This window comes from Cellulosimicrobium sp. NPDC057127 (assembly GCF_042670945.1).
Lineage (GTDB): Bacteria > Actinomycetota > Actinomycetes > Actinomycetales > Cellulomonadaceae > Cellulosimicrobium.
The window spans coordinates 1-22,952 of record NZ_JBHUUP010000012.1 but is presented as its reverse complement, the minus strand read 5'-3'; the positions used below and the strand labels follow the sequence as shown (position 1 = coordinate 22,952).

Below are 22,952 nucleotides of genomic sequence, written 5' to 3'. Positions count from 1 at the left end.
CCGGCGGCGGGTCCGTCCCGTCAGCGCTCGACGACGTTGCGCAGCGGCCGGCCGGCGCGCAGGTTCTCGAGGTTCTCCTGCACGAGCTGCGACGCCCCCTGCGGACGGTTGCCCGCCGCGTGCGGGGTGAGGACGAGCCGCGGCGCGTCCCACAGGGGCGACCCGGCGGGCAGGGGCTCGGTCTCGGTGACGTCGAGGGCTGCCGCGCCGAGCCGGCCCTCCCGCAGGGCGGCGACGAGCGCGTCCTCGTCGACGGTCGCGCCGCGGCCGACGTTGACGAACACCGCGTGGTCGGGCAGCTGGTCGATCCGTGCGGCGTCGAACGCGTGCCGGGTCGCGTCCGTGGCGGGCAGGAGCGAGACGAGGACGTCCGCGGTCGGCAGCACGTCCGCCAGGTCCTCGTCGGTCACGACGGGGTAGCCGTGGCGCTCGCCGCGGCTGCTCGCCACGCCCGTCACGCGTGCGCCGAGGGCGGTCAGCAGCGGCGCCAGCCGGGCCGCGATCGACCCGAACCCCCACACCACGACGTGGGCGCCGTCGAGCGTGTAACGGCGCGCCGTGGCCGGGTCGGCCTGCGCGACGGTGTGCCGCGTGTCCCACCGGTGCTCGCGCTGCGCGGCGCCGAGCTCGTCGAGGTGGCGCACGACGGCGAGCAGGAGCGCGAGCGTGTGCTCGGCGACCGGGCCGTCGTGCAGCGACCGCCCCGACGTGATCGTGACGTCGGGCGCGAAGCCGGCGGCGAGCACCGCGTCGGGCCCCGCGGCGAGGGTCTGGACCCAGCGCAGACGCTCGAGGCGCCGGGCGGCGTCGACGAGGTTGTCGGCCGTGCTCGCCCAGGCGACGAGCACCTCGGCGTCGAGCACCTCGGCCGGGAGGGGGGCCGTCGGGTCGTACCCCACGACCTCGTCCTCCGGTGCCGGGTGCACGTCGAGGGCGAAGGTGTCGGGGACGAGGATCTTCACGGCGTTCTCCAGCGCGTCGGGGAGTGCGGGCCCGGCGAACGTACCAGCGGTGCCGGGCACCCACCCGGCGACGGTCAGCGCACCGTCGGGGCCTCCTGCTCGAGCGCCCAGCGGTAGGCGGGCAGGGCCAGGAGCTCGGCGTGCGTGCCTCGCGCGACGACCCGTGCCGTGCCGTCCGGCTCGTCGTCGGGACGCCCGAGCAGCAGCACCTCGTCGACGGCCTCCAGGGCGCTGAGGCGGTGCGTCGCGAGGACGACGCCGCGCGGGACGCCGCCGTGCGCCGTCGCGCCGTCCGTCCCGGCGCTGCGCGTCGTCGCGACGAGGTGGCGCACGAGCGCGTCGGCGGTCGCGCCGTCGAGGTGCTCGGCCGGTTCGTCGACGAGCAGCAGCGGAGCGGGCGCGAGCAGCGCACGGGCGACGAGGAGCCGGCGGCGCTCGCCGCCCGACACGTCGGTGCCGTCCGGGCCGAGCGCCGTGGCGAGGCCGTCGGGCAGCGCGTCGAGCCAGGCCCCCAGGCCGACCTCCCGCAGGGCCGACTCCGCGTCGGCCTCGGTCACGTCACCACGGGCGACGCGCAGGTTCTCGAGCACGGTCGTGTGGAACACGTGGCCGTCCTCGGCGACCAGCACGACCCCGCGCGCGGCGTCCTCGCGGGGGAGCGCCGCGACGTCGGCGTCGTCGAGCGTCGCCCGCCCGGCGAGGGGCGGCAGCAGGCCCGCGGCGGTGGCGAGGAGCGTCGTCTTGCCCACGCCGGACGGGCCGACGAGGGCGACGGCCCGGCCCGGTCGCAGGGCGAGGCCGACACCGGCGACGACGGCGTGGTCGCGGCCTGGCCACGAGGCCGCGACGTCGTCGAGCGCCAGCGTCGTGTCAGCGCCACGACGCGCCCCGGCGGCAGGAGGTGCTGACACGGGGAGCGCCTGGCCCGACGTGTCAGCGCGACGGGATGCCGTGGTGCTGGCTGGTGCTGACACGTCGAGCAGGTCCATGACGCGCGCGGCCGCCTGTCGGGAGCGGTGGAGCTGCACGGCCGCACCCGGCAGCGCGTTCGCCGCCTCGAACACCGCGAGGGGAGTGAGCACGACGACGGACAGCTCCTCCGGCGTCAGGGTCCCGGCAACGACGGCGGGGACGCCGAGCAGCAGCGCCGCGAGCACGGCGAGCCCGACGGCCGCGGCGGCGATCCCGGCGGCGACCCCGGCCGTGCGGGCGCCGTCGTCGGTGGTGCGCGCGAGGTCGCGGTCGGCCGCGCGCAGGTCGTCGAGACGTCCGCCGAGGCGCCCGGACACCGCGAGCGCCCCGGAGGCCTCGAGGATCTCGAGCGTGGTCGTGGTCATCGCCGCCCGGGCGGCGGCGCCGCGCGCCTCGACCTGCCGTGCCGAGCGTGCCGACAGCCACGGCGCGACGACCGCGGCGAGCACGAGGCACAGCGCCAGCGTCACGCCCGCGGCGGGCAGGAAGGCGGCGACGAGCGCCACCGAGCCGGCCGACACGGCGAGCGCGACGCCTGCGGGGACGAACGCGCGCACGACGACGTCCCCGACGTCGTCGACGTCCGCGCCGACACGCGCCAGCAGGTCCCCGCGGCGCAGGCGGGCGACGGACCCCGCCGACCCGCCGGCGAGCGCGGCGTAGAGGTTCGCGCGCAGGGCCGCCATGCCGCGCAGGGCGACGTCGTGCGACGCGAGCCGTTCGAGGTAGCGGAACACGCCGCGGGAGATGCCGAACGCCCGCACCGCGACGACCGCGACCGACAGCGTGAGCACCGGGGGCATCTGGGACGCGCGGGCGACGAGCCACGCGGCGACGGCCGCGAGCGCCACGGAGGAGCCGAGCGCGAGCGTGCCGAGGACCACGGCGGTGACGACGCGGCGGCGCCGCACGTCGAGCAGCCGTACGGCCTGCCACAGCGGGTCGGCGTGGAGCCGGTCGGCGAGCGGGCGGGGGACCAGGCTCATGCGGCGGCCTCCGTCCGGTGGACCGTGAGCGCGTCGGCCGTGCCGGCCGCGGCGACGTCGACGACCTCGTCGGCCGCGCGGACGAGCGAGGTGCGGTGCGCGACGACGACCACGGTGCGGCCCTGGTCGCGCCACGTGCGCACGGCGTCGAGCACGACCTGCTCACCGCGGGCGTCGAGGTGGGCGGTCGGCTCGTCGAGCACGACGAGCGGCGTGCGGGCCGGGTCGCCGAGCAGGGCCGCGGCGAGGGCGGCGCGCTGGCGCTGGCCCACGCTCAGCCCCGTCCCCCCGCGGCCGACCGGGGTGTCCCAGCCGTGCGGGAGCCCTGCCACGACGTCGTCGAGCCCGGCGGTCGCGGAGGCGCGGGCGAGGGTGGTCTCGTCGACGTCACGGCCGTCCGTGACGGCCTCGCGCAGCGTCCCGGGCGGCAGGGTCGGGCGCTGGGGGAGCCAGGCGACCTGCGGCCAGTAGGTCGTGGGGTCGATCTCGTCGAGCGGCACGCGCACGCCGTCGGACGACGTCCAGGTGACGGTGCCGTGGTCGGGGCGCACGAGCCCGAGCAGGACGAGCGTGGCCGTGGTCTTGCCGGCGCCGCTCGTCCCGGTGAGCGCGACGACGCGGCCGCCGGGCACGCGTGCCGCGTCGCCGCCGCGGCCCGGGGAGCCGTCGCCGACGCGCAGGACGAGGTCGAGGCCCGCGGGTGCCAGGACGTCGCGCTCGCCGGCGCGCACGCCGACGCCCGCGAGCGTGAGGGTCGAGCCGGCGAGGCGGGGCGCGGGACGGCGCCCCGTCTCGGGCGCGGGCTCGTCGAGCACGGCGAACGCCTGGTGAGCCGCGGCGATCCCGTCGGTGGAGGCGTGGAAGTGGGTGCCGACCTGCCGCAGCGGCAGGTAGACCTCCGGGGCGAGGACGAGCACCGCGATCGCGGGCTCGAGGTCCATGCCGCCGTGCACGAGCCGGAGCCCGACGCCCACGGCGACGACCGCGACGGACAGCGTGGTGAGGAGCTCGAGGACCATGCCGGAGAGGAACGCGACGCGCAGCGTCCCCATCGTCGCGCGCCGGTTGGCGTCGCCCAGCGCGCGCACGCGTCGTTCCGGCCCGCGGGCGCGGCCGAGCGCGAGGAGGGTGGGCAGCCCCGCCAGCAGGTCGAGCACCTGCGCCCCGAGGCGCTGCATGACGACGAGCCGGCGCTCCGAGGTCCCTTGCGTGAGCTGGCCGACGAGTACCATGAACAGCGGGACGAGGGGGATCGTCACGGCGATCACGACGGCGGACACCCAGTCCAGGCCCAGCACCAACGCGAGCGCGGCGGGCGTGACCGTCGCGGCGAGCAGGAGCTGGGGCAGGTACCGCACGAGGTACGGCTCGAGCGCGTCCAGCCCTCGCGTCGCGAGCGTCGCGACCTCCGGGCCGCGCCCGCTCGCGAGCCACCGCGGCCCGAGCGCCGCGGCGTGGGCCACGACCTGCTCCCGCAGCTCGGCGACGGTGCGGGTCGCGGCCCGCAGGGCGAAGCGCTCCTGCGCCCACGACGTCGCCGCCCGGGCCACGACCACGGCCGCGAGGAGACCGAGCGGGCGGGCGACGTCGTCCAGGGACGCCGTGCCCTGCACGGCGGGGGCCAGCACCGCCGCGAGCAGGATCGCCTGTGCGACGACGAGGGCTGCCGTGAGGAAGCCCAGAGCCGCCGTGAGCGCGACGTACCCGCGCGCGGCGCGCGCCTGGCGAAGGAGGCGAGGGTCGAGCGGCTTCACGTGCGGGGTGCCTCGTCAGGCGTCCCGGCCGAGGTCAGCCCGCGACCCGCCGCGCCGCCCGACGAGGCCCCGCCGAACGCGGCCTCGCGCACCTTCCGCAGGGACAGTCCGGCAGGGGCCGGGATGTCGTGCGTCGACAGGCGGCGGCGGAACACCCAGTACGTCCACGCCTGGTAGGCGACGACGAGCGGCGTGAGCACGAGGGCGACCCAGGTCATGACGGTGAGCGTGTAGTCCGTCGACGACGCGTTGTGGACGGTGAGCGAGTTCGCCGGGTCGGTCGCCGGCATGACGTCGGGGAACATCGAGCCGAAGATCAGCACGACGGCCGCGACGATCGTCACCGCGGACCACGTGAACGCCCGGCCCTCGCGGCCGCGCCGGTTGGCGACGAGCGTCGTGACGAGGCCGCCCGCGGCGGCGAGCACCGCGAGCCACGTCCACGCGACGGAGTACGCGAGCTGCGCCCAGACGGCCCAGCCTCCCGCGAGCACCAGCGCGGCGAGGCCGAACCCGGCCGCGAAGCGGCGTGCGCGGTGGCGGATCTCGCCGTCGGTCTTGAGCGCGACGAAGACGGAGCCGTGCAGCAGGAAGAGGCTGAGCGTGACCAGGCCGCCGAGCAGCGCGAACGGCGACAGGAGCGAGAAGAACCCGCCGACGAACTGGTGGTCCGCGTCGAGCTGCACGCCGCGCACGAGGTTCGCGAAGGCGACGCCCCACAGGATCGCCGGGACCCAGGAGCCGACCTGGATGGCCAGGTCGCAGCGCCGGGCCCAGCCCGCGTCGGCGATCTTGCCGCGGTACTCGAACGCGACGCCGCGCACGATCAGCGCGACGAGGATCATCAGCAGCGGCAGGTAGAAGCCCGAGAACAGGGTCGCGTACCACTCGGGGAAGGCGGCGAACGTCGCGCCGCCGGCGGTGAGCAGCCACACCTCGTTCCCGTCCCACACGGGTCCGATGGTGTTGATGAGGACGCGGCGCTCCTTCTCGCGGTGCTCCTTGTCGCCCCGGGGGAGGAGGGACACGAGCATGCCCACCCCGAAGTCGAAGCCCTCGAGCACGAGGTAGCCCGTCCACAGGACGGCGATGAGCAGGAACCAGACGACGGCGAGATCCACGGCGGGTGCTCCTTGCGTGTCAGCGAGTCGGGTGTCGTGGTCGCGTCAGTACGCGAAGGACAGGGGTCGGTCGACGGAGTCGGACGAGTCGTCGCCGTCCCCGTCGTCGTCGCGACGCTGCGCCTCGGGCGACTCGTCGCGCACCGACAGCGGCACGCCCTCGACCGTGTAGCGCCGGATGAGCAGGAACCACACGGCGGCGAGCGCCCCGTAGACGAGCGTGAAGACGATCATGGACGTGAGCACCATCCCGGGGCTGACCGCGGTCGAGACGCCGCGCTCGGTGAGGAGGCGGATCTGGTCGATACCGGTGGGGTTGGGCGCGACCACCCAGGGCTGACGCCCGACCTCCGTGAAGATCCAGCCGAACGAGTTCGCGAGGAAGGGCATGGGGATCGCGATCAGCCCGACACGGGCGAACCACACGTTGTCCGTGACGCGCCCCTTGCGGGTCAGCCAGAGCGCCATGAGCGCGAGCAGCACCGACCCGGCGGCCATGCCGATCATGAGGCGGAACGACCAGTACGTGATCGCGAGGTTCGGCGTGTACGTCACCGGGTCGCCGGCCGCGGTGGTGTCGCCGAAGCGCTCGGTCATCTGCTCCTGGACGTCCTCGACGCCGGGCAGGTAGCTCTCGGGGCCGGAGAAGTGGCCGGTGCCGAGGTAGGACGCGAGGCCCGGGATCTCGATGAGGTGCCGCACGTTCTCGCACGAGTTCGACAGGTCGCCGATGGTGAGGATCGAGAACGCGGCGCCCTCCTCGCCCTCGCACAGCGCCTCCGCGGACGACATCTTGCCGGGCTGCTGCTCGTACATGATCTTGCCCTGGATGTCGCCGGAGATCCCGACGCCGAGGCCGCCCACCAGCATCGCGACGACGCCGAGGAGCACGGCCGGCCGGTACACGTCCCGCGCGAGCTCCACGTTCTCGGCCGTGCGCGTCCGCACCAGCCGGACCATCCACCACGCGGCGATGCCGGTGACGAACGTGCCCGCGGTGAGCATCGTCGCGGTGATCTGGTGGGGGAACGCGGCGAGCAGCGTGTTGTTCGTGAGCACGGCCCAGATGTCGTTCATCTCGGCGCGGCCCGTCTCCGGGTTGTAGATCGCCCCGACCGGGTGCTGCATCCACGAGTTCGCCGCGAGGATGAAGAACGCCGACAGGTTCGTCGCCAGCGCGACCGCCCAGATGCACGCGAGGTGCACCTTCTTGTTCAGCCGGTCCCAGCCGAAGATCCACAGGCCCAGGAACGTCGACTCGACGAAGAAGGCGGCGAGCGCCTCCATCGCGAGCGGCGCGCCGAAGACGTCGCCGACGAAGCGCGAGTACTCGCTCCAGTTCATGCCGAACTGGAACTCCTGCACGATGCCGGTCACGACGCCGAGGGCGAAGTTGATGAGGAGCAGCTTGCCGAAGAACTTCGTCAGCCGCAGCCAGCGCTCGTTGCCGGTGCGGACCCAGGCCGTCTGCATGATGGCGACCAGGGGCGAGAGGCCGATCGTGAGCGGCACGAAGATGAAGTGGTAGACGGTGGTGATGGCGAACTGCCACCGGGCGAGGTCGAGGGCTTCCACGTGCGCTCCAGGGGAGAACGGCGGGTCGGGGCGGAGCACCGGGGTGGGTCGGCGAGGTGCCCGTCCGGTTCCGGTGGTAGCTCCAATCTGCACCATCGAGGACCTGCAAGATGACGGAAAGTGCTGAAAACGCGCGCCTTGTGACCATGTTCACAAGGGTGCGGGACGAAGGTCCCGCACCCCCGGGACGGGCGGCCCTGCGACCGGTGCGTGTCGGAGGAGCCGGTCGTCACCCCTGTGCGATACTGGGCGGGCCGGGAGGGCACCGCATCGTCCCCTGGCGCACACGTGCTCGCAGCAACCGCGGACAGCGGCTCGCGGAGCGCCGCCCAGGGGCGAAGGGCCCGAACGGCAGGCGCCCGCGTCGCGCTCGCGGGCTGCGGCCGTGACCGACGACTTCCGTCGCGGGGACAGCGCTCAGGAGCGCTCCGCCCCGAGCGACGACGACCGTTCGAGGGGCCGCACGGTGCGGGGCGGGACCTCGGGCAAGCAGGAGCACGACGCGTGACGCTCGACAGCACCTCTGACAGCACGGCCGGCGACAACTCCGGCGAGACCCCTCAGTCCGGGACCCCGGCGGCGGGCGGCCGCAAGCCCGGCCGACGACGCGCGACCCGCAGCGTCGCACCGCCCCAGCACCCCGCGGAGGCGCCGGCGGCACAGCCCGCGAGCCCCACGACCGGGTCGACCTCCGCGACCGGTGCGAGCGGCGCCGGCTCATCGGCGCCCGCCGAGCCGGCCACCACGGAGCCCGTGGTCACGACCACGGAGCAGGGGGAGCGCCCCGCGCGCCGTTCGCGCCGCGCGACCCGCGACACCACCTCGGCCACCCCGGCGGTGACGCCGGACGCCGACACCTCCGCCGCCGCGCCGGCGGCGTCGGCAACCACCGAGGCCGGTGACGGGGCCGACGCCGGGCAGACCGGTGCCGGCACCGCGCGGTCGACCGCGAAGACCGCGGGCGGACGGTCCACCGGCCGCACGCGGTCGGGCGCCGCGAAGCGCTCCTCCAAGGCCGCCGCGCAGACGCCCGAGGCCGCGGACACCGCCGACGCGACGGAGAGCGCCTCGCCGACGGCCGAGCCGGCCGGACGCGCGCAGGCCCCGGTGCTCGACGTGCTCTCCGAGTTCGGGCTGACGACGCGCTCCACCGTCCCGGAGGCGACGACCTCGCGGGAGCCGGACGCCGACGCGCTGTTCGGCGCGCCCGAGGAGCCGCGCCGTCCACGCCGGGCGAGCCGCCGCGCGACGTCCGCCCCGACGACCGAGGGCGGCGCGACCGACGTCGCTCCGGCCGAGGGCGAGACGGCGCCGGGTGCGTCGCGGACCGGGGCCGCGCCCGCGGTCGATGCTGGTGCACCGGCCGCGGAGGCGGCCGCGGAGAAGAAGCCGGCCCGCCGGTCCCGCCGGGCGACCAAGACCCAGGCCGAGCCGGAGACGGCGCAGCCCGCCACCCTGGAGGACGCGACCGGGAGCGCTCCGGAGAGCGCCGCCCCGGCGGACGCCTCCGCCGAGACGCCCGCGGTGCCGGCCGACGACGCGCAGGAGCGTCCGCGCGCCCGACGCTCGCGCCGCAAGGCCGCACCGGCGGGCCCGGACGAGAGCACCGCCGTCGACGAGACGCCCGCGCAGGCGGCGGCCGAGCCGGCCGGCACGCAGGCGGACGAGAAGGCGGAGAAGAAGACCGGCAGGAAGTCCGGCACGAAGGCCGACAAGAGGGCTGACAAGAAGGCGGACGAGAAGTCCGGTCGGACGGGCGACGAGTCGCCCGCCACGACGACGACCGGCGGCACGCCGCGCCTCGCGACGACGGCGCTGCTCTTCCAGGCGCCCGACCCCGCGGCGGCACCGCGCCGCTCGCGCCGGGCGCAGAGCCCCGCCGGGCCGCCCCGGCACGTGGAGCCGACGCCCACCGCACCCGCCTCGCAGGAGCCGCCGGCCGCGACGTCGGAGGCCACGGAGCGCCCGGCCGAGCGCGGCGGTCGCACGCCCGCCGCCGAGCCGGCGCCCGAGACGCCCGCCGTGCTCTCCGGCGAGGACCGGGCCGCGGTCGAGGAGATCGAGCTCATCGAGTCCGAGCTCGCCGCGGAGGGCGTCGAGCTGCCGGACGACGCCTTCGGGCCCGAGGACTTCGTGGACCTCGAGGAGGAGCCGCAGGACGAGGCCGGCGACAGCGACGAGGCGGACACCGCCCCGCGCCGTCGGCGTCGTCGTGGCGGGCGGGGACGGCGCGGCCGCCCCGACGCCCCGCGCGAGGCCGACGACTCCGAGTCCGTGGAGTCCGGGGAGTCCGAGGGCGCGGCACCGGAGGCCGGGACAACCGGCGAGCCGGCCGACGCCGAGCCCGCCGAGGACGCTGCCGGGTCCACCGAGGGCGACGACGACGAGTCCGGCTCGAGCCGCCGTCGGCGCCGTCGGCGCCGCGGCGGGCGGGGCGAGAACGGCGACGGCCCGACCCGCCCCCGGTCGCGCGACCGCAGCCTCGCGGACGAGGTCACGGCGCTCAAGGGGTCGACCCGGCTCGAGGCCAAGCGTCAGCGCCGCCGCGAAGGTCGCGACGCCGGCCGCCGCCGCCAGATCATCACCGAGGCGGAGTTCCTCGCTCGCCGCGAGTCGGTCGAGCGCTCGATGGTGGTGCGCGAGAAGGACGGGCGCACCCAGATCGCCGTGCTCGAGGACGGCGTGCTCGTCGAGCACTACGTCTCGCAGCAGTCGCAGACGTCGATGGCGGGCAACGTGTACCTCGGACGCGTGCAGAACGTGCTGCCGAGCATGGAGGCCGCGTTCATCGACGTGGGCAAGGGCCGCAACGCCGTGCTCTACGCGGGCGAGGTCAACTGGGACGCGGCGGGCCTCGAGGGGCAGCCGCGCCGGATCGAGCAGGCGCTGAAGTCGGGCGACTCCGTGCTGGTGCAGGTCACCAAGGACCCGATCGGGCACAAGGGCGCCCGGCTGACGTCGCAGGTCACCCTGGCCGGGCGCTACCTCGTGTTCGTGCCCGGCGGCGGCATGACGGGCATCAGCCGCAAGCTGCCCGACACCGAGCGCAACCGTCTCAAGAAGATCCTCAAGGAGGTCGTGCCCGACGGTGCGGGCGTCATCGTGCGCACCGCGGCCGAGGGCGCGAGCGAGGAGGAGCTGCGCGCGGACGTCGAGCGCCTGCGCGGGCAGTGGGACGCCATCCAGAAGAAGGCGAAGAGCGCCTCGGCGCCCGCGCTGCTCCAGGGCGAGCCCGACCTCGCGATCCGCGTCGTGCGCGACATCTTCAACGACGACTTCAGCTCGCTGGTGGTCGAGGGCGACGGGGCGTGGGACGAGATCTCCACGTACGTCGAGGAGCTCGCGCCGGACCTGCGTGAGCGCGTCTCCCGCTGGACGGGGCAGCAGGACGTCTTCACGGTGCACCGTGTCGACGAGCAGCTCGCGAAGGGCATGGACCGCAAGGTCTGGCTCCCCTCGGGCGGCTCGCTCGTCATCGACCGCACCGAGGCGATGACGGTCGTCGACGTCAACACCGGCAAGTTCACCGGCTCGGGCGGCACGCTCGAGGAGACCGTCACGCGCAACAACCTGGAGGCCGCGGAGGAGATCGTCCGCCAGCTCCGGCTGCGCGACATCGGCGGCATCATCGTCATCGACTTCATCGACATGGTGCTCGAGTCCAACCGCGACCTCGTGCTGCGCCGCCTCGTCGAGTGCCTCGGCCGGGACCGCACGAAGCACCAGGTCGCGGAGGTCACGTCGCTCGGCCTCGTGCAGATGACGCGCAAGCGCGTCGGGCAGGGTCTCGTCGAGGCGTTCAGCGAGACGTGCGAGCACTGCCACGGCCGCGGGTTCGTCGTCCACACCGAGCCCGTCGAGCGCTCGGGCGGGAACGGCAACGGAAACGGCGGCTCGTCGGACGACGCGGGCGAGGGCAGGTCGCGCTCGCGGCGCAAGCGCAGCGGTTCCGGTTCGGGATCGGGCTCGGCGTCGTCCTCCGGCTCCTCCAAGGACGCTGCGATCGCCCTGCCGCACGCGGGGGTCCCGGTGCTGCCGGAGGTCTCCTCGCAGGCCCGCGAGGCGGTCAAGGCGACGCTCGCCACGATCGCCGCGGCCGCCGCGCACGCCCACGAGCACGAGGACGTCGAGGGTCTCGAGCCTGCGGTCGGCACCGACGGCGACGCGACGGCCGGCACGGCGCCCGAGCCCTCGGCCGGCGACGAGACGCCCGCCGAGAGCGTGCCGGCGGCGGCCGAGCCCGACGAGACGTCCGAGGACGGGACCGCGCCCACCGCGTGAGACCGGCGCCGGCCGGCCCGGGCCCCGGTGGGGTGCCGGCGCCGGCCGGCGTTCCGCCGGGGCGGGTGACCCTGGCATAGTGCGGGCCATGGGTTACGACCTCACGGGCCGCCTCGTCGTCGGCGTCGCCTCCTCCGCACTGTTCGACCTCTCCGACGCCGACCGCGTGCTGCGAGCCGGGGGAGAGGCCGCGTACCGCGCGCTCCAGGAGGAGCAGCTGGACGTCCCGCTCGCCCCGGGCGCCGCGTTCGGGTTCGTACGGCGTCTCCTCGCCCTCAACGACCTCGCGCCGGCCGACGACCCGCTGGTCGAGGTCATGGTGCTGTCCCGGCGCCCGCCCGAGACGGGCCTGCGCGTCATGCGCTCGGTCCGCCACCACGACCTCGCGATCACCCGCGCGGTGTTCCGCCAGGGGCGTGCGCCGCACGAGCTGGTCCGGCCGCTGCACGTCGACCTGTTCCTGTCCGCCGACGAGGCGGTGGTGGACGAGACGGTGGACCGCGGGCTGCCCGCCGGGCACGTGCTCGACCCCGCGTTCGGCGACGAGCCGGGCGAGGAGCTGCGCGTCGTGTTCGACGTCGACGGGATCCTCGCGGACGGCCCGGACGCGCAGGCGGAGGACGACCTGTCGAGCCGTCGTCCGGCAGGGGACGCGGACGTGGCGCCCGGCGGTGGTGCGCTCCGCGACCTGCTCGCCGGCCTGCGTCGCGTGCAGGAGGCCGAGCGCGCCCGGCGCGAGACCGACCCCACCTACACGCCGCGCGTGCACGTCGCCCTCCTCACGGGCCGTTCCGCGCCGGCGCACGAGCGCGCCGTCGCGACCCTCCGGGCGTGGGGGGTGCGCATCGACGACGCGTTCTTCCTCGGTGGCGTCGACCCCGCGGGCGTGCTCGAGATGCTGCGCCCGCACGTCGTCGTCGGCGACCGCGTCCAGCCGTCCGGGCCCGTGCGCGGCACGGCGCCGACGGTGCACGTCCCGTACGGCGCGTCGCGGAGGACGGCCGGAGCCGCACCCGGCACGACGTCGACCGTCGCGCCTGCGCAGAGCCCCCGACGGGCCGCGCCGGAGGCCGCCCCCGTCGAGCGCGCGGCGGGGCCCGCCCGGCCCGCGCCGGCGACGGACGCCGCACGACCTGCGACCTCCACCGCCCTGACCGTGCCCGGGCCGTCGGGTCGCCCGACCGGGACGCGTGAGCTGCCGGTCGTCACCCGGGTCCCCGAGCTGACGGTCCTGGGTGGCGAGGGCGGAGCGCCCGGCGCGGTCGAGGACTCGCGCCGGGGCCGGCGCGCGGAGCTCGCCGGTCCCGAGGGCGCGTTCCCCGACCGCAGCGAGGCGCCGAAGCCGCTCCCGGTCCGCCAGTCCGCGGCGCTCGCGCGCCACCACTGACCCGTGGACGCCGCACCGGCCGCCGACGTGCGACCCGCGCCCCGTGCCCGGCCCGGACGGGTCGAGGTGGTGTGCGGGCCGATGTTCGCCGGCAAGACCGAGGAGCTGCTGCGGCGTGTGCGGCGGGCGCAGGTGGCCGGGCGGCGCGTCCTCGTCGTCGGGCACGAGCTCGACACGCGGCGCGGGACCGGCGTCGTCAGCTCGCACTCCGGCCTGTCGGTGCCGTCGCGCACCGTCGCCGGTGCGGACGACCTCGAGGAGACCGTCGGGCGGGACGGGCCGTGGGACCTCGTCGCGGTGGACGAGGCGCACTTCTTCGGTCCCGGGCTGGTCGACGTGGTGCAGCGGCTGGCCGACGCGGGCGCCGTGCTGGTCGTCGCGGGGCTCGACGTCACCTTCGACGCCCGCCCCTTCGAGCCTTTGCCGTCCCTGGCGTCCCTCGCGGAACGGGTCGTCAGGCTCACGGCGGTCTGCGCCGTGTGCGGGGAGGACGCGGCGTTCCACGTGCGCACAGGGTCGGCCGAGGCGGCCGACGCGCTCGTCGCCGCCGCGTCCCACGTCGGGGGCGCGGAGTCGTACGAGGCGCGCTGCCGCGTGCACCTGGGCGCGGCGCCCTGGCGGCTCGGGGGAGCGGACCCGCCCGCTCAGCCGGGCGGGTCCTCGACGAGCGGCACGAACGAGTAGGTGCCGTGCTCGCTCGTGCGGAACCCGTCGCCGGCCAGGTCCCGCACGACGAGCGTCATGGCGTGCCGGACGGGCACCACCATCCGGCCCCCGGGACGCAGCTGGTCGACGAGAGGTCGCGGCAGCCGCTCCGCCGCGGCGGAGACCAGGATGCGGTCGTAGCCGCCGTCGGGCCGCCCGAGCACGCCCGGCCGGGCCCGCTCCACCTTCGCCCACGGCACGCCCGCGGCGGCGACGTTGGCAGCGCCCCACCCGGCCAGGTCCGCGTGGCGCTCGAGCCCGAGCACCTCGCCGTCCGGGCCGACGAGGTGGGCGAGCAGCGCCGTCGTCCAGCCGGACCCGGACCCCACGTCCAGGACCCGGGCCCCGGGCGTGACCTCCAGCAGGCGCAGCATCGCGGCGACCGTCGACGGCTGGGAGCTGGTCTGCCCGTGCCCGATGTCGAGCGGGCGGTCCTGGCCGGCCCAGCGACGCTGGGAGGGCGGCAGGAACGCCCGGCGGTCGACCGCGCGCATCGCGACCGTGACCGCGTCGCCCGCGGGGCGCCGTCCGCGCCGCACGTCGGCGCGGGCGGCCGCCTCGTGGGTGCGCTCGTCGTCGCGCCCGGTGTCCGCAGGCACGGCCCACCTCCCGGATCCGTCCCTCCCAGCGTGGCACCGCGAGCGGTCGCGCGCGCGGTGCCAGGCATTCGCGGCACCGCGGCATTTGACCTGCTCCCCGCACCTCCGTAGTCTTGAACGTCGGCGCGCTCTGGGCGCGCCGGTCCCGTGTGCCCACGGACGGTACGCACTCGCACGCTGCGGCGTGGTCCGAGTCTCCAAGACGTCCCCGCCGTGACGAGCACGCCAAGACTAGGAGAGATGAGCAGCAACGTGGTGTACGCGATCGTCAAGGCCGGTGGCCGTCAGGAGAAGGTTTCCGTCGGCGACATCGTCGTGGTGGACCGTGTGTCCGCCGGCGTCGGTGACTCCGTCGAGCTGCCCGCTCTCCTGCTGGTGGACGGGGAGAAGGTGACCACCGACGCCGCGAAGCTCGCGAAGGTCAAGGTCACCGCCGAGGTCGTGCGGGACGAGAAGGGTCCGAAGATCACGATCCTGCGGTACAAGAACAAGACCGGTTACCGCCGTCGCCAGGGTCACCGTCAGCAGCTGACCCGCCTCAAGGTCACCGGCATCAAGTGATCTCCCGCGGCGTGAGGTGACGGGCCCCCGGGCCCGGCCGACCGCCGCCAGGCACCTTCCCCTTCGCACGAAAGCAGGTCCGTCATGGCACACAAGAAGGGCGCGAGCTCCTCGCGCAACGGTCGCGACTCGAACGCCCAGCGCCTGGGCGTCAAGCGCTTCGGCGGTCAGGTCGTCAAGTCGGGCGAGATCATCGTCCGTCAGCGCGGCACCCACTTCCACCCCGGTGACAACGTCGGCCGCGGTGGGGACGACACACTGTTCGCCCTCGCTGCCGGCGCCGTGCAGTTCGGCACGCGCCGCGGCCGCAAGGTCGTCGACATCGTCGCCGTCGAGGCCTGAGCGGCACCGACCCAGACTTCCCGCAGGAGGGGCGCACCGTGGTGGTGCGCCCCTCCTGCTGTTCCACCGCGCGCACCTGCGAGAGGATCCACCCATGGCCACGTTCGTCGACCGCGTCGTGCTGCACGTCTCCGGCGGCAACGGCGGGAACGGCTGCGCCTCGGTGCGCCGCGAGAAGTTCAAGCCCCTCGCCGGGCCCGACGGCGGCAACGGCGGTGACGGCGGCACGGTCCGCCTCGTCGTCGACCCGCAGACCACCACGCTGCTGGAGTACCACCACTCGCCGCACCGGCACGCGCCGTCGGGCACCCAGGGCATGGGTGACGACCGCGACGGTGCCAACGGCGGCGACCTGGTGCTGCCCGTGCCCGACGGGACGGTCGTGAAGACGCCCGACGGCGAGGTGCTCGCCGACCTCGTCGGTCCCGGCGCGGAGTACGTGGTCGCGGCGGGCGGTCGCGGCGGTCTCGGCAACGCGGCCCTGTCGTCCCCGCGCCGCAAGGCGCCGGGCTTCGCGCTGCTCGGCGAGCCGGGCGAGGAGCGCGACGTCGTGCTCGAGCTCAAGACCATCGCCGACGTCGCGCTCGTGGGGTTCCCGAGCGCCGGCAAGTCGTCGCTCGTCGCGGCGATCTCCGCGGCCAAGCCGAAGATCGCCGACTACCCGTTCACCACGCTCGTGCCGAACCTCGGCGTCGTCCAGGCGGGCGGCGCGCGGTACACGGTCGCCGACGTCCCCGGGCTCATCCCGGGCGCGAGCGAGGGCCGCGGTCTCGGCCTGGAGTTCCTGCGGCACATCGAGCGCACGGCCGTGATCGTCCACGTGCTCGACTGCGCGACGCTCGAGCCGGGGCGCGACCCGATCAGCGACCTCGACGTCCTCGAGTCCGAGCTCGCCGCGTACGCCGGCGATCTCGGTATCGAGGGCGGCCGCGTGCCGCTCATGGAGCGCCCGCGCGTCGTCGTGCTCAACAAGGTGGACGTGCCGGAGGCGCGCGAGCTCGCCGAGCTCGTGCGGCCGGACCTCGAGGCCCGCGGACTGCGCGTCTTCGAGATCTCGACCGCGAGCCACGAGGGCCTGCGCCGGCTCACCTACGCGCTCGCCGAGCTCGTCGAGAAGGCGCGGTCCGAGGCGCCCGCCCCCGAGCCGACGCGCGTCGTCCTGCGACCGCGAGCCGTCGACGAGACGGGCTTCACCGTGCAGCGCAAGGGTGGGGCGACCGACTACTGGTTCGAGGTGCGCGGCGCGAAGCCGGAGCGGTGGGTGCGCCAGACGGACTTCTCGAACGACGAGGCCGTCGGCTACCTCGCGGACCGGCTCGCCCGGCTCGGGGTCGAGGAGAAGCTCTTCGCGGCGGGCGCCGTCGCGGGCGACGAGGTGCGGATCGGCACGGACGCGAACGCCGTCGTGTTCGACTGGGAGCCCACGCTCATGACCGGGGCCGAGCTGCTCGGCGGCCCGCGCGGCTCGGACCAGCGGCTCGACGAGCGGCTGCGGCCGACGCGTGCCGACAAGCGCCGCGAGCACCACGAGCGCATGGACGCCAAGGCGGAGGCGCGCCGCGAGCTGTGGACCGAGCGCGAGTCGGGGACGTGGACCGACCCCGACGCCGACTGATCGGAGGCGCGCGAGCGCCTCGGAGGCTCCGTGGGCCCGCGCGGCCGTCACGCCGCGTCCTGCCACGTGAAACCGGCAGCGGCGACGTGCGCGCTCCGCGATGATGGGGCGGTGAACGCCCTGTCCTCCCGCTCGCAGATCGCCACCGCGCACCGGGTCGTCGTGAAGATCGGCTCGTCGTCGCTCACGGGCGACGACGGGCACCTCGACCTCGGGGCGCTGCGCGCGCTCGTCGACGTGATCGCCGCGCGGCGTGCCGCCGGGGCCCAGGTGGTCCTCGTGACCTCCGGTGCGATCGCCGCCGGCCTCGGCCCCCTGGGGCTGCCGGCCCGCCCGCGCGACCTCGCGACGGCGCAGGCGACGGCGTCGGTGGGTCAGGGCATGCTCGTCGCCCGTTACACCGAGGCGTTCGCCGCGCACGGGCTGCGCGTGGGCCAGGTGCTCCTCACCGCCGAGGACACGGTGCGTCGTGGGCACTACCGCAACGCGCAGCGGTCCCTCGAGAGGCTGCTCGACCTCGGCGTGGTCCCCGTCGTCAACGAGAACGACGCCGTCGCGACCGACGAGATCCGCTTCGGCGACAACGACCGTCTCGCCGCGCTCGTGTCCCACCTCGTGCGTGCCGACGCGATGGTCCTCCTCACGGACGTCGACGGCCTCTACGACGGCCCGCCGTCGCGGCCGGGCGCGCAGCGCGTCGCCGAGGTGCGGTCGCCCGCGGACCTCGAGGGCATCGAGGTCACCGGCCGGGGGAGCGCGGTCGGGACGGGCGGCATGCTGACCAAGCTCGAGTCCGTCTCCATCGCCACCGGCACCGGCATCCCCGTCGTGCTGACCACCGCGCGCAACGCCGCGGCGGCCCTGGCCGGCGAGCAGGTCGGCACGTGGTTCGCCGCGACCGGCCGGCGCACCACCCGACGCCGTCTGTGGCTCGCCCACGCCGCGCGCACGCGCGGGCGGCTCGTCCTGGACGACGGCGCGGTCCGGGCCGTGCAGGGCGGGCGCGCGTCGTTGCTGCCGGCCGGCATCACCGCGGTCGAGGGCGAGTTCGACGCCGGCGACCCGGTCGAGATCGTGGCCGCCGACGGGCGCGTGGTCGCGCGGGGCCTGGTCGCGTTCGAGTCGCGCGACATCCCCGGCCTGCTGGGCCGGACCACGACGGACCTGCGCGACGAGCTCGGCGAGGGCTACGACCGTGAGGTCGTGCACCGCGACGACCTGGTCCTCGTGCGGCGGCGCGACGGCTGAGGCGGACGGCGGGCCGACGGCGGTCCCGCAGCGCGGACGGGCCTCCCGGCCGGCTGCGCGCGGTCGTAGGCTCGGGCCATGACCACCACCGACGCGCGCGTCACCGGCTCCCCGTCCGCTCCGGCCGCCGAGGCCGCGGCCGGGCCGCAGCCCGACGTCACCGCGGCGGTCGAGGACGTCGCACGACGGGCCAAGACCGCCTCGCGGGCCCTCGCGACGGCGACGCGGGCCACCAAGGACGCCGCGCTGCTCGCGCTGGCCGACGCGCTCGTCGTGGCGACGGACGAGATCGTGGCCGCGAACGCCGTCGACCTCGAGCGCGGGCGGGAGAACGGCATGGCGGCCGGGCTGCTGGACCGGCTCGCGCTCACCCCGCAGCGCGTCGCCGCGATCGCCGACGCGCTCCGCGAGCTCGCGGGCCTGCCCGACCCGGTCGGCGAGGTGGTGCGCGGGTCGACGCTGCCGAACGGGTTGCGGCTGCGCCAGCTGCGCGTCCCCATGGGCGTCGTCGGCATGATCTACGAGGCCCGGCCCAACGTCACGGTCGATGCCGCCGGTCTCGCGCTCAAGAGCGGCAACGCGGTGATCCTGCGGGGCGGGTCGGCGGCCGCGAGCTCGAACGAGGTGATCGTCGCCGTGCTGGCGCGCGCGCTCGAAGCGCGCGGCCTGCCGGGCGACCTGGTGCAGTCCATCGACGCGCACGGTCGGCCGGGCGCCGTCGCGCTCATGCACGCGCGCGGCCTCGTCGACGTCCTCGTCCCGCGCGGCGGTGCGGACCTCATCCGCACCGTCGTGCGGGAGTCCACGGTGCCCGTCATCGAGACGGGCGTGGGGAACGTGCACGTGTACGTCGACGCGAGCGCCGACCGTGCCATGGCGCTGGAGATCCTGCTCAACGCCAAGACGCAGCGCGTCGGTGTGTGCAACGCCGCGGAGACCCTCCTCGTGCACGCCGACGCCGCCGCGGACTTCCTGCCCGGGGCGCTCGCCGCGCTGGGGGAGGCGGGCGTCGTCGTGCACGGCGACGAGCGGACCGCCGCCTTCGCGCCCGAGGGGCTCGAGGTGCGGCCCGCGACGGACGAGGACTGGGCCACCGAGTACCTCGCGCTGGAGATCGCCGTGCGCGTCGTCGACGACCTCGACGCCGCGATCGAGCACGTGCGCACGTGGTCGTCCGGGCACACGGAGGCGATCGTCACGCGCGACCTGCCGTCCTCCGAGCGGTTCGTCGCCGAGCTCGACTCCGCCGCGATCATGGTCAACGCCTCGACGCGGTTCACCGACGGCGGGCAGCTCGGGCTGGGCGCGGAGATCGGCATCTCGACCCAGAAGCTCCACGCCCGCGGTCCCATGGGTCTCGCCGAGCTGACGACGACGAAGTGGGTCGTCCACGGGGACGGCCACGTCCGCCCGTGACGAGCGGCGCGCCGGGACGTACCCGGTACCGCCAGGACCACGTGCTCGCGCGGCCGTGAGAGACTGGTCGGCGACCGGAGCACCTCCGGTCGCCCGCAAGCACCGCACCAACCCGCACCGTCCCGGCCGCGGGCCCCGACACGGGTCCGCCCGGGAGGACGACTCTCGAGGAGGACGTCGTGATCTCAGCCGTCGTGCTGGCCGCCGAGGAGGGCGCGGAAGCCGCGTCGCACCTGCCCATCCCGCCGCTCGCGTTCGGGCTGCTCGCCTTCGGCGGGCTGGTGGCGCTCCTGCTCGTGACGTACGCCTTCCGCAGCGTCGGCACGCGGCACTGACACGGCACGACGGACGGGGCACGCGACCGATGACCGACCGATGACCTCGCGCAGCCCTCGGCTGGGCGTCATGGGCGGCACGTTCGACCCCATCCATCACGGGCACCTCGTCGCCGCGAGCGAGGCCGCGGCGCGGTTCGACCTCGACGAGGTCGTGTTCGTCCCCACGGGGAAGCCGTCGTTCAAGCAGCACCAGTTCGTCAGCGCCGCGGAGCACCGGTACCTCATGACGGTCATCGCGACCGCCTCGAACCCCCGGTTCACCGTGAGCCGGGTCGACGTCGACCGCCCCGGTCTGACGTACACGGTGGACACCCTGCGGGACCTGCGCGAGGCGCGGCCGGACGCCGAGCTGTTCTTCATCTCGGGCGCGGACGCCATCGAGCAGATCCTGACCTGGAAGGATGCCGACGAGCTGTGGAAGATGGCACACTTCGTGGCTGTCTCGCGTCCGGGGCACCATCTGGACGTCGCCGGGCTCCCGCCCGGCGTGGTCACGACGCTCGAGGTCCCGGCGCTCGCCATCTCGTCGACCGACTGCCGTCGGCGCGCGGAGGCGGGTCGGCCGGTGTGGTACCTGGTACCGGACGGCGTGGTCCAGTACATCGCCAAGCACGGTTTGTATCGAGGTCAGCACGATGAGTGACAACGGCAGCAACATGCAGCCCGTCCGCCCGCTCACGCGGCGCGAGATCCGCGAGCGCGAGCAGGCCGCGGCCGCGGAGCGCGCCGCACAGGGTGGGGGCGCGGGCGCTCCCGCGTCCCCCGGCGCGCCCGGCGCGGGGCGCAGCGCCCAGCCGCCGTCGCGGCCGAGCGGCCCGCCGCCGTCGCGTCGGGCGCTGCGCGAGTCCACCGGGCCGACGGAGCAGGCGTCACCGCCGACGGTCGTGCGGCCGCCGGCGGCGTCCGGCGGCATGCGCGGGCTGGACGAGACCGGGCGGCTCACGCCGGTGCAGGAGACCGCCGAGCGGCACACGATCCGTCCTCCCGCACCGTCGCCGTCCGCGCCGAACCGCACGAGCGCGCGCCCGGCTGCCGGATGGCAGCGCCCGGGGGCGCCCGGGGCGAGCGGGCCGGTGCGCCCGCCGAACCCCTCCCCGGGGGCGTTCGGCGCGCCCGGTGCGAGCCCCGCCGCGCGGCCGGCCGGCCCGACGGGCGCGTCGGAGCAACCGCAGCGCACGTCGGCCTTCGGCGGCGGCCAGGCGGCGGCGCCGCGCGTGTCCGCGTCGCCGTGGTCCACCGAGCAGGCGGACCGGGGAGCGCCGGCGAGCCGGCAGGCGCCCGCGACGCCCATGTCGCCGGCCCGCACCGGTGCGTCGGCACGCCCTGCGGGGCCCGCGACCGAGCCCGCGGGCCCTGACCTGCCGTGGGCCGCGATCACCTCGGGGGCCGCGCCCGAGCGCGCGACCGGTGAGCCGTCGGCTCCCGCGTCCCCGTTCGCGGCGACGTCGGGCACCTCGGGCTCGCCCTTCGCGGCGACCGCCGCCGGGGCGCGCTCGGAGGAGTCTGGCGACGAGCTCTTCCCGCGCACCGGACGGGACGACGCGCACCCGGCCGAGGTCGACGACTCGCCCCGCGGGCCGTCGTACACGTGGTTGCACTACCTCGTCCTCGTGGCCGTCGCCTTCGTCCTCGGCCTGCTCGTGTGGGAGCTCATCTCGCGCGACGATCCCGGCCCCGCCGCCCAGGCCCCGCCCGTGTCGACGGTCGAGGTCGCTGCCGTGGACGGTGCGTTCGCACCGTCGGTCCCAGGCCGCTGAGCGGCACCGAAGAACGGAGTCTCGTGACTGCAACCGAACGGGCCGTCGAGCTCGCCGTCACCGCGGCGCGTGCCGCGTCCGACCGCAAGGCCGAGGAGGTGCTCGCGCTCGACGTGAGCGAGCAGCTCGTCCTCACCGACGTGTTCCTGCTCGCCTCGGGCACGAACGAGCGGCAGGTCTCGGCGATCGTCGACGCCGTCGAGGAGGCCATGCACAAGGCCGGCGCGAAGCCGATCCGCCGCGAGGGCAAGCAGGAGGCCCGCTGGGTCCTGCTCGACTTCGGCGACGTCGTCGTGCACGTGCAGCACGCGGAGGACCGCCTCTACTACGCGCTCGAGCGGCTCTGGAAGGACTGCCCGGTGATCGAGCTGCCCGCCGACGCGCGCGGCGGCGACGGGTCGGCGCGCGACCGGGACGAGGACGGCGACGACGGCGCGATCCGCCTGTCGGGGGAGCCGCTCGCGTGACGGCGGGCACCGTCGTCCTCCTGCGGCACGGCCGTACCGCGTACAATGCGTCCCTGCGCCTGCAGGGCCAGGTCGACGTGCCGCTCGACGCCGTGGGGCAGTGGCAGGCGGAGCAGGGCGCCGACGCCCTGGCGAGCGCGCACCGCGCGACGCGCCTGGTGTCCTCCGACCTGGTGCGCGCGGCGGACACGGCGCGTCCCTACGGGGCCGCGGTCGGTCTGGAGCCCGTGCTCGACCCGCGCCTGCGTGAGCGGAGCTTCGGGGCGTGGGAGGGGCTCACGGGCGACGAGATCGCCGCCCGCTGGCCCGAGGAGTACGCGCAGTGGCGCCGGGGCGAGGAGCCGGTGAGCGCCGGCGCGGAGGCGAAGGCGGACGTGGCGGCCCGGATGGTCGCCGCGGTCGCCGACCACGCCGCGGATCTCACCCGCGAGGACACGCTCGTCGTCGTGTCGCACGGCGCGGCGATCACGCTCGCCGTGACCGCGATGCTGGGCCTGGACCCGGCCGGGTGGCGAGGTCTCTTCGGTCTGCACAACGTGCACTGGGCGCACCTGCACGCCTCGGGGCCGACGGCGGTCCCGCCGTGGCGGCTCGTGGCGCACAACGTGGGGGCGGGCTTCCCGCTGGACCGCTGGAACGCGGGGCCGGATTGGAACTTGGAGCCCGTTTCTGCGTAGACTAGCGACGCTCCGCAGGGCGGGGATCGTACGATCCGCCGTCTGGCAGGGCTTCTCACCTGGACCTTCGGGTCCACGGGGCTGTGGCGCAGCTGGTAGCGCACCTGCATGGCATGCAGGGGGTCAGGGGTTCGAGTCCCCTCAGCTCCACCGGACGGCGAGGCGGGACATCAGGACGATGTCCCGCCT

General features: G+C 75.7%; 20 protein-coding genes and 1 tRNA gene. 15 read left to right on the top strand and 6 right to left on the bottom strand.

What is annotated here, in order from left to right:
- Positions 1-20: 20 nt before the first annotated feature.
- From ACFTZA_RS12685 to ACFTZA_RS12665, 5 genes are all read right to left on the bottom strand, one after another.
- Positions 21-962 carry a phosphoglycerate dehydrogenase gene (locus ACFTZA_RS12685; protein ID WP_378195401.1) on the bottom strand — a complete coding sequence of 314 codons (942 nt, stop codon included), beginning with the start codon at positions 960-962 and terminating at the stop codon, positions 21-23.
- Between the two features lie 74 nt (positions 963-1,036).
- Positions 1,037-2,920 carry a thiol reductant ABC exporter subunit CydC gene (gene cydC, locus ACFTZA_RS12680; protein ID WP_378195138.1) on the bottom strand — a complete coding sequence of 628 codons (1,884 nt, stop codon included), beginning with the start codon at positions 2,918-2,920 and terminating at the stop codon, positions 1,037-1,039.
- Complete coding sequence (gene cydD, locus ACFTZA_RS12675; RefSeq protein ID WP_378195134.1) at positions 2,917-4,674, bottom strand: thiol reductant ABC exporter subunit CydD; 1,758 nt, start codon at positions 4,672-4,674, stop codon at positions 2,917-2,919. Before cydD ends, cydC begins: the two co-directional genes overlap by 4 nt.
- Entirely contained in the window at positions 4,671-5,795 is a 1,125-nt protein-coding gene (gene cydB / locus ACFTZA_RS12670; protein ID WP_378195131.1) for a cytochrome d ubiquinol oxidase subunit II, read from the bottom strand. The genes cydD and cydB overlap by 4 nt, the downstream gene beginning before the upstream one ends.
- A 45-nt stretch (positions 5,796-5,840) precedes the next feature.
- Positions 5,841-7,370 carry a cytochrome ubiquinol oxidase subunit I gene (locus tag ACFTZA_RS12665; protein ID WP_378195128.1) on the bottom strand — a complete coding sequence of 510 codons (1,530 nt, stop codon included), beginning with the start codon at positions 7,368-7,370 and terminating at the stop codon, positions 5,841-5,843.
- A 385-nt stretch (positions 7,371-7,755) separates the two neighbouring features.
- On the opposite strand from ACFTZA_RS12665, the gene ACFTZA_RS12660 reads away from it, so the two are divergent.
- The 4 genes from ACFTZA_RS12660 to ACFTZA_RS12645 all read left to right on the top strand — a co-directional run bounded on the left by ACFTZA_RS12660 (position 7,756) and on the right by ACFTZA_RS12645 (position 13,722).
- Complete coding sequence (locus ACFTZA_RS12660) at positions 7,756-7,878, top strand: hypothetical protein (RefSeq protein WP_378195124.1); 123 nt, start codon at positions 7,756-7,758, stop codon at positions 7,876-7,878.
- Positions 7,875-11,651 (top strand): Rne/Rng family ribonuclease, encoded by a 3,777-nt coding sequence (locus ACFTZA_RS12655; protein WP_378195121.1) that lies wholly within the window; start codon positions 7,875-7,877, stop codon positions 11,649-11,651. The genes ACFTZA_RS12660 and ACFTZA_RS12655 overlap by 4 nt, the downstream gene beginning before the upstream one ends.
- Before the next feature lie 88 nt (positions 11,652-11,739).
- On the top strand, positions 11,740-13,038 hold the full coding sequence (locus ACFTZA_RS12650) for a 5'-nucleotidase (protein ID WP_378195118.1): 1,299 nt from the start codon (positions 11,740-11,742) through the stop codon (positions 13,036-13,038).
- Positions 13,039-13,041: 3 nt separating this feature from the next.
- The gene (locus tag ACFTZA_RS12645) at positions 13,042-13,722 is read left to right on the top strand and encodes a thymidine kinase (RefSeq protein WP_378195115.1); all 681 of its coding nucleotides are present in this window, start codon (positions 13,042-13,044) and stop codon (positions 13,720-13,722) included.
- Here ACFTZA_RS12645 and ACFTZA_RS12640 read toward each other — a convergent pair.
- On the bottom strand, positions 13,683-14,237 hold the full coding sequence (locus ACFTZA_RS12640) for a protein-L-isoaspartate O-methyltransferase (RefSeq protein WP_378195398.1): 555 nt from the start codon (positions 14,235-14,237) through the stop codon (positions 13,683-13,685). The genes ACFTZA_RS12645 and ACFTZA_RS12640 overlap by 40 nt on opposite strands.
- A gap of 357 nt (positions 14,238-14,594) precedes the next feature.
- Here ACFTZA_RS12640 and rplU point away from each other — a divergent pair, with 357 nt between their 5' ends.
- The 11 genes from rplU (at position 14,595) to ACFTZA_RS12585 (ending at position 22,913) form a co-directional block, all read left to right on the top strand.
- Complete coding sequence (rplU, locus tag ACFTZA_RS12635) at positions 14,595-14,903, top strand: 50S ribosomal protein L21 (protein ID WP_216093437.1); 309 nt, start codon at positions 14,595-14,597, stop codon at positions 14,901-14,903.
- Between the two features lie 84 nt (positions 14,904-14,987).
- Complete coding sequence (gene rpmA / locus ACFTZA_RS12630) at positions 14,988-15,245, top strand: 50S ribosomal protein L27 (protein ID WP_378195113.1); 258 nt, start codon at positions 14,988-14,990, stop codon at positions 15,243-15,245.
- Between the two features lie 94 nt (positions 15,246-15,339).
- On the top strand, positions 15,340-16,860 hold the full coding sequence (obgE, locus tag ACFTZA_RS12625; RefSeq protein ID WP_378195110.1) for a GTPase ObgE: 1,521 nt from the start codon (positions 15,340-15,342) through the stop codon (positions 16,858-16,860).
- 120 nt (positions 16,861-16,980) lie between these two features.
- Positions 16,981-18,108 carry a glutamate 5-kinase gene (gene proB, locus ACFTZA_RS12620; protein WP_378195394.1) on the top strand — a complete coding sequence of 376 codons (1,128 nt, stop codon included), beginning with the start codon at positions 16,981-16,983 and terminating at the stop codon, positions 18,106-18,108.
- A 78-nt stretch (positions 18,109-18,186) separates the two neighbouring features.
- Positions 18,187-19,524 carry a glutamate-5-semialdehyde dehydrogenase gene (locus tag ACFTZA_RS12615; protein ID WP_378195107.1) on the top strand — a complete coding sequence of 446 codons (1,338 nt, stop codon included), beginning with the start codon at positions 18,187-18,189 and terminating at the stop codon, positions 19,522-19,524.
- A gap of 179 nt (positions 19,525-19,703) precedes the next feature.
- Positions 19,704-19,859 carry a hypothetical protein gene (locus ACFTZA_RS12610; RefSeq protein WP_378195104.1) on the top strand — a complete coding sequence of 52 codons (156 nt, stop codon included), beginning with the start codon at positions 19,704-19,706 and terminating at the stop codon, positions 19,857-19,859.
- Between the two features lie 40 nt (positions 19,860-19,899).
- Positions 19,900-20,505, top strand: coding sequence for a nicotinate-nucleotide adenylyltransferase (nadD, locus tag ACFTZA_RS12605; RefSeq protein ID WP_378195101.1), 606 nt, complete (start codon positions 19,900-19,902; stop codon positions 20,503-20,505).
- Positions 20,498-21,619, top strand: a complete 1,122-nt coding sequence (locus ACFTZA_RS12600; RefSeq protein WP_378195098.1) for a hypothetical protein — start codon at positions 20,498-20,500, stop codon at positions 21,617-21,619. The genes nadD and ACFTZA_RS12600 overlap by 8 nt, the downstream gene beginning before the upstream one ends.
- A 23-nt stretch (positions 21,620-21,642) precedes the next feature.
- Positions 21,643-22,086, top strand: a complete 444-nt coding sequence (gene rsfS / locus ACFTZA_RS12595; protein ID WP_378195095.1) for a ribosome silencing factor — start codon at positions 21,643-21,645, stop codon at positions 22,084-22,086.
- On the top strand, positions 22,083-22,763 hold the full coding sequence (locus ACFTZA_RS12590) for a histidine phosphatase family protein (RefSeq protein ID WP_378195092.1): 681 nt from the start codon (positions 22,083-22,085) through the stop codon (positions 22,761-22,763). Before rsfS ends, ACFTZA_RS12590 begins: the two co-directional genes overlap by 4 nt.
- A 77-nt stretch (positions 22,764-22,840) precedes the next feature.
- Positions 22,841-22,913 (top strand) — tRNA-Ala (locus ACFTZA_RS12585).
- Positions 22,914-22,952: the final 39 nt, after the last annotated feature.

Coding starts and splice junctions, on each gene's coding strand:
- ACFTZA_RS12615 (WP_378195107.1), top strand. CDS start 18,187: ATGACCACCACCGACGCGCGCGTCACCGGCTCCCCGTCCGCTCCGGCC.
- cydC (WP_378195138.1), bottom strand. CDS start 2,920: ATGAGCCTGGTCCCCCGCCCGCTCGCCGACCGGCTCCACGCCGACCCG.
- ACFTZA_RS12650 (WP_378195118.1), top strand. CDS start 11,740: ATGGGTTACGACCTCACGGGCCGCCTCGTCGTCGGCGTCGCCTCCTCC.
- obgE (WP_378195110.1), top strand. CDS start 15,340: ATGGCCACGTTCGTCGACCGCGTCGTGCTGCACGTCTCCGGCGGCAAC.
- rpmA (WP_378195113.1), top strand. CDS start 14,988: ATGGCACACAAGAAGGGCGCGAGCTCCTCGCGCAACGGTCGCGACTCG.
- nadD (WP_378195101.1), top strand. CDS start 19,900: ATGACCTCGCGCAGCCCTCGGCTGGGCGTCATGGGCGGCACGTTCGAC.
- ACFTZA_RS12640 (WP_378195398.1), bottom strand. CDS start 14,237: ATGCGCGCGGTCGACCGCCGGGCGTTCCTGCCGCCCTCCCAGCGTCGC.
- ACFTZA_RS12600 (WP_378195098.1), top strand. CDS start 20,498: ATGAGTGACAACGGCAGCAACATGCAGCCCGTCCGCCCGCTCACGCGG.